Below are 6,548 nucleotides of genomic sequence, written 5' to 3' on the forward strand. Positions count from 1 at the left end.
CGAAACATTCTGCGCCAAACCACACGACAAACGAAACTTGCACAGCAAGTTGGAACCCCCCGGATTCATCCGTAGGGTAGTTCAGATTGAAAACCTGAAACCTCGATCCCCCCTAACCCACGCCACTTGCTCTACTTGGGGAGATCCCAAGTAGAGCAAGTGGCTCCCCTTAAAAAGGGGGGGAATTTTTAAAGCCCCCTTTTTAAGGGGGTTGGGAGATCTATAAATGCGTAAGTCCTAACTAAGTAAGTGGGTCAAATTAAATATAAAACCTTACTCTGCCTGCGGCTTCCCTCTCCGTGAGTTAGGAGAGGGATTGAGGGTGAGGTTTTATCTTATATTTAATTGTGCCTTCCTACTTATCCCCCTTCTGTCACTCTCCGGGAGGGCGATCGCTAGAAGCCTCATGAGGCAATCAATACAAGCTATACTATTAGAAAAAAATAGGTCTTGTATTTGTTATTAGAAAAGAATCGCGCGATCGCTTGCTATACAAAAGCTCTAGATTTTAGAAAAGGCAAATGTTTTCGGAGAGTGACAGAAGAGGGTTATGTATACAGATCCTATGTAGTACCTCGTAAATTGAGTACTACAGAGAGGTGAGGTTAAATTTAACCGTTAAAAAGTGAACTGCCATTAGTCCGCTAAATATTAAAGTTTGATGAATTGCCAAAATTGCGTTGACTTATTGAGATGAGTGTAAGAACATGGCCAGCGTCTTCGATGATGTTATCGATCAGTAAAATGGAATTTTCTACAAGATTGGGTGCAGCAAAGAGTATATAAAGTAACATCATCAGCTAAAGAATCTTCATAATCACGTCTAGAACCGGAAAAAGGTATTAATTGCATATGGAGTTTATCCAAGCTTTTATTTTGGGTATTGTTCAAGGTATTACAGAGTTTTTGCCAATCAGCAGCACTGCACATCTTCTGATTGTGACAAAGATATTTGGTTGGAAAGAATTAGGTTCTAAAGATTTTGTTGATGCAATTCAATTTGGCAGTGTGATCGCAATTTTGGGGTATTTTTGGTCACTGATTTATAGTATTGTTAAAGGTGGAATCGAAGCACTAAAAGACAAAGACTGGCAACGTGAGGAGTGGAAAATTCTTGTCGGTATTGTAGTAGGAACACTGCCTGCTTTAATTTTCGGCTTTCTGTTGAAAGACGTTTTACCTGAGAGTGTATTAATTATTGCCATTATGTCGATCATCATGGCACTTATATTAGGTTTGGCAGAAAAAATTGGCACTCGCAAGCGAGGTTTTGAGTCATTGCAGATTCGGGATGGGATTTTAGTAGGATTGGGACAAACACTTGCTTTGATTCCGGGCGTTTCTCGTTCCGGCTCGACGTTGACAACTGCCTTATTTTTAGGATTAGAACGCGATACAGCCGCGAAATTCTCATTTTTGTTAGGGTTTCCAACTCTTACGATTGCGACGCTGTATAAAAGTTTGAAAATATTCAAGTTGTTTCAAACCCACGAGTTGCCAGATAACATTGTTGGACTGTTAATTGTCGGGATTATTTCAACCTTTATTTTTTCCTACCTATCAATTGCATTCTTGATCAAGTATTTACAAACCAAAAACACTTTGGTTTTTGTTTGGTATAGATTAGCATTCGGTAGTTCTATCTTACTAGCGATCGCATCAGGTTGGAAAGGATAATAAACCTCATCTAAGTTTTATAAGCGTAGTTTTTGCCCTCACCCTAAATCCCTCTCCCATATCTGGAGAGGGACTTTGAAATTCTGGCTCCCCTTCTCCCAAATCTGGGAGAAGGGGTTGGGGGATGAGGGCAAATCCTTTTCACCACCGAAGAACTACAGATTTCAAGATAGACGTGGTTTAGTTATTAGTCATTTGTCATTTGTCCAAAGCAAATGACTATAGCGATGTCTACGACGGGCTACGCCTACGCTCGTTTATATGCAATACAATCCGCTTTGAATGTTACTCCCCAACGCTAGTAGGGAAGGGGCTGTTCTTGTTAGGTCTGTATTGGACTTAACACAGAAGCGCTATAATGCCCAATGCCCCATACTTCTCTTCTTAGGCTGCGCCAACGGCAACGCTACTTCTCTTCTTAGGCTGCGCCAACGACGCCGCTCAGTACAAGTCAGTATAAGTGCCCAATATCCAATGACTACCATGCATCCTGCCCGAATTACCAAGGTTCTTCCCGACTCAATAGCCGCAGAGATTGGCTTTGAAGCCGGGGATGCGATCGTTGCAATCAATGGTACACGTCCCCGTGATTTAATTGATTATCAGTTTTTGTGTGCTGATGAAGTTTTGGAATTAGAAGTTTTAGACGCTGCTGGTAAAACTCATAGTCTGGAAATCGAAAAAGATTATGATCAAGACTTGGGGTTAGAATTTGAAACTGCCCTATTTGATGGCTTAATTCAGTGCAATAACCGTTGCCCATTTTGCTTTATCGACCAACAACCACCAGGTAAGCGCACCAGTTTGTATTTAAAAGATGACGATTACCGTCTGAGCTTTTTGTACGGCTCTTATCTTACCCTGACGAATCTATCAGAAAGAGAATGGGGGCGGATTGAGCAAATGCGCTTGTCTCCATTGTATGTTTCTGTTCACGCCACCGAACCCGAAGTCAGAATTAGACTGCTAAAAAATCCGCGTGCGGGACAAATCTTGCAACAACTCAAGTGGTTTCAAAAAAGGCGGCTACAAATTCATGCTCAAGTGGTTGTTTGTCCTAGTATAAATGATGGCAAACATCTGGAACAAACACTCAAAGATTTAGCGTCTTTTCATACTGGTGAAGTGCCTGCGGTGGCATCGGTGGCAGTTGTGCCAGTTGGGTTGACACGGTTTCGGCCTCCAGAAGATGAACTCACACCCGTAACTAGAGAAAAAGCCCAAGAAGTGATTTCTCAAGTGCAAATGCTCTCGCGGCAATTTCGCCAACAATTCGGTTCTAGCGTTGTTTGGTTAGCCGATGAGTGGTTTTTGATTGCAGGTGAGGAATTACCCAGCGAATCTGAATATGAAGAATATCCCCAAATTGATAACGGAGTTGGTTCAATTCAATTATTTATCAAGCAATTTGCCACCGTTGCGGCAGAATTACTACCGTCAAAAGTTTATCCTGAGAGGAAATTAACTTGGGTAGTGGGCAACGCCGTAGAAAAAGCATTTCAACCAATTTTAAAACGCTTAAATTTGGTTGAAGGTTTAGAAGTCAATATGCGTGCTTTATGTAGTGATTATTGGGGGCAGACTATCAGTGTAACGGGATTATTAACTGGTCATGATTTGCTTTTAAATTTAGAAGGTGAAGATTTAGGTGATGGGATTTTGCTACCGAAGGTCATGTTAAAAAATGGTGAATTAGTGTTTTTAGATGATATGAGTATTGAGGAATTAGCTGGGAGACTAAATACAAAAATTTTCCCAGTAGCAGGAGTTGAAGATTTAATCCAAACATCTATTTTAAATTCTGTTCAGGTTTAGTTATCAAAGATCAGTTGTTTCTCGGAGGTAATTTGTTGTGATGGTGGATGATAAATAAGAAGTAATGTCTAATAAATAATCCACTGAGGAGTCAGGAGTGAAGTATCAGGAAAAGTATCATAAAAACGTAAATTCACAAATAAAAAAAGCTGGATTATTTATTTTAAGTTTAAATTTTTTAATTTTAAATAGTTTTACTATTTTGCCAGTAAGGGCGGCGACTGAAGAACCTGCATTGAGCGTAGTGTATGGCCAAGAAAATGCAAATCAATGGACAGGGATAAGCGATCGCTTACAGGCAATGGGGGTGAAATATTGTGTAATTCCCCTAAATGATGTCAAGAGTGCGGCAGATTGGGGCGATCGCCAGATATTATTTTTGCCAAATGTTGAGACATTAACGCCAACCCAAGCGATCGCCCTAGAAGAATGGATGAGTAATGGAGGGCGGTTGATTGCCAGTGGACCTGTAGGTAATCTGTCATCGCCAGGAGTGCGCCAATTATTGCGATCGCTTTTGGGAGGTTATTGGGGATTCAGCCTCAGTGATATAGAACAGATTAAACCCGCAAAAACCAATATCCCAGAATGGGCGAATCAAACTCAACTCTTTGGCAAAGTACGCGGCGGCGTGATGATTCCTAATGATATGGGCACTGAATCTCCTGCTGTTTGGAATTCCAAAGATAATCCTGCCGCAGTAGTGACAACTGAGCGTTCCACCCTTTTGGGCTGGCGCTGGGGAACAGATGCAGTCTCAGCCGCCGAGTTAGATAATGCCTGGTTAAAAGCTGCTCTCAATCACTATTTGACAGCGCCACTGTCATCGGATCGCATGAAAAAAGTACCAGGAGGTTCCCAAAACTGCTCTACAACGGTGGTGGCTGTACCAGGAGGGGGGCAGAGAGGCAGTTTATCTCCCTCATCTCCTCCTCCTAAAACTGCCACTGCTCCCATACCTAGACCACTTGCTATAGTCAAACCCCCAACTTCTCAGGAGGCTATAGACCAGTTGGAACAAGCGGTGCGTCTGGATGTTGCACCTAATTCTAATCAGCCGATTGACAGCAACCAAGCGATCGCTCTCCAGCAAGAGCTAGAAAATCTGATCGGTCGGGTGGAAAGCGCTCATTTAGCGGTATCAGCCGATGCAGCTAATGAAGGCGTTGGGATATCTGAGCAAAAGCAGTCCTCTAGGCATCTGGACACCTACACCCCTGAATCTGTCAAGGAGCAGCCGATGCAATTGGCCTCAACTAAATTGGGGGGGCTAGTCAGAAGTAAAGACCAAACCTTGGCACAAGTAAGGGTAATTGCCAAAAACTTACCCATATTGATTGCCCAAAAAAACTACGCTCTGGCTCGTCAGCAGTGGCTAGTAGCGAAGAGGATTTTGTGGCAGCAGTTTCCTGTTGATCGGAGGCTGGCTCAACCAGAAATTCGGGCAGTTTGGTTAGATCGGGGGACGATTGTTCGTGCTGGTAGCAAAGCGGGACTAGCCCAGATTTTTGATCGCCTAGCCCAAGCTGGGATTAATACCGTCTTCTTTGAAACTGTTAACGCTGGCTATACCATTTATCCCAGCCAAGTTGCAAAAGAGCAAAATCCATTAATTCGTGGGTGGGACCCTCTAGCAGAAGCAGTGAAATTAGCCCATGAGCGCGACATGGAATTACACGCTTGGGTTTGGACTTTTGCTGCTGGTAATCAACGGCACAATGAAATTATCAACGCTAATCTTAATTATCCAGGGCCAGTACTGGCGGCTCATCCCGATTGGGCAAACTACGATAATCTTGGCAACATGATTCCCGTTGGACAGACTAAGCCATTCTTCGATCCAGCCAACCCCGAAGTGCGGCAGTATTTGCTCAAGCTGTACGATGAAATTGTCACTCGCTATAACGTCGATGGTCTACAGTTAGACTACATTCGTTACCCCTTTCAAGATCCATCAGCCGGTCGAACTTACGGCTATGGCAAAGCTGCAAGAGCGCAGTTTCAGCAACTTGCTGGTGTAGATCCGATAAATATTTCCCCTAGCCAAGCAGAACTTTGGCATAAGTGGACGACATTTCGCACCGAGCAAATTGATAGCTTTGTCGCCCAAGTTTCACAGGAGTTGCGACAAAAACGACCAAATTTGATTTTGTCGGTTGCAGTATTTCCTCTACCAGAACTAGAGCGGATTCAGAAAATTCAACAAAACTGGGAAGTTTGGGCAAGGCGGGGAGATGTAGATTTAATCGTTCCCATGACTTATGCTCTGGATACTTCTAGCTTCCAACGACTAGCCCAACCCTGGATCGCCTCTAAACAATTGGGAGCTACATTGTTAGTGCCGGGAATTCGCTTACTTTCATTGCCAACAGTTGGAGCATTCGATCAACTCCAGTTGGTAAGAGACTTGCCAGTTAGTGGTTACGCACTCTTTGCCGCAGAGAATTTTAACAACGAGCTACAAAAACTCTTTATTAACACCCAAGGTAGGGTTCAATCCCCAACAACTGAACCGATCCCTCACCGCCAGCCTTTTCAATCTGCCGCCATCCGTTACACTGCGCTGCAACGGGAATGGAAGTTTATTTTCCAAAATGAGCAACTACAAAGACCTGCTCAGACAATATCAGATTTTAACAACCAGGCAGAAGTTTTACGCAGTGCTTTAAATCAACTTGCTGCTTCTCCTTCTCCTAGTAAGTTAGTAGTGGCGAGAGCCTCTCTAACTCGGTTCCAGTCTCAATTTCGGGTATTGATGAGCCAAGAGCTTAAGTCAAATTCCTATCAGGTCAAAGTTTGGGAAAATCGGCTTGTAACTATAGAAAGGCTATTGCGTTACGGCGAACGGCGAGTGCAGCTGCATCCTTAGTACAGAACACCAGGACTTAGGCAAATAAACGCTATGGCTACCAAGAATTTCACTCCCAACCCGAACATTGGAAACTTGTGGGTTTCCTAACCTTCCCATGTGCCACTATTACAAAGGTCATAGTATAAATCATGACTTTTAGCTCATTCAGTTTTGATAATAGATTCTTATGATGATGACATACACA

At 43.2% G+C, this 6,548-nt stretch carries 3 protein-coding genes; all 3 read left to right on the forward strand.

Translation table 11 applies throughout. From position 1 onward, the window contains the following. The first annotated feature begins 852 nt into the window (after window positions 1-852). The gene (locus ACYTXL_RS10220; protein WP_461924632.1) at window positions 853-1,677 is read left to right on the forward strand and encodes an undecaprenyl-diphosphate phosphatase; all 825 of its coding nucleotides are present in this window, start codon (window positions 853-855) and stop codon (window positions 1,675-1,677) included. A gap of 474 nt (window positions 1,678-2,151) precedes the next feature. Next, window positions 2,152-3,492 (forward strand): TIGR03279 family radical SAM protein, encoded by a 1,341-nt coding sequence (locus ACYTXL_RS10225; protein ID WP_461922288.1) that lies wholly within the window; start codon window positions 2,152-2,154, stop codon window positions 3,490-3,492. 97 nt (window positions 3,493-3,589) lie between these two features. Further along, on the forward strand, window positions 3,590-6,361 hold the full coding sequence (locus ACYTXL_RS10230) for a glycoside hydrolase family 10 protein (RefSeq protein WP_461922289.1): 2,772 nt from the start codon (window positions 3,590-3,592) through the stop codon (window positions 6,359-6,361). The last annotated feature ends 187 nt before the right edge of the window (window positions 6,362-6,548 follow it).

This window comes from Nostoc sp., from assembly GCF_054880495.1.

Bases quoted from the DNA above. Each gene is read 5' to 3' on its own strand.
- ACYTXL_RS10220 (WP_461924632.1), top strand. From the start codon at position 853: ATGGAGTTTATCCAAGCTTTTATTTTGGGTATTGTTCAAGGTATTACA.
- ACYTXL_RS10225 (WP_461922288.1), top strand. From the start codon at position 2,152: ATGACTACCATGCATCCTGCCCGAATTACCAAGGTTCTTCCCGACTCA.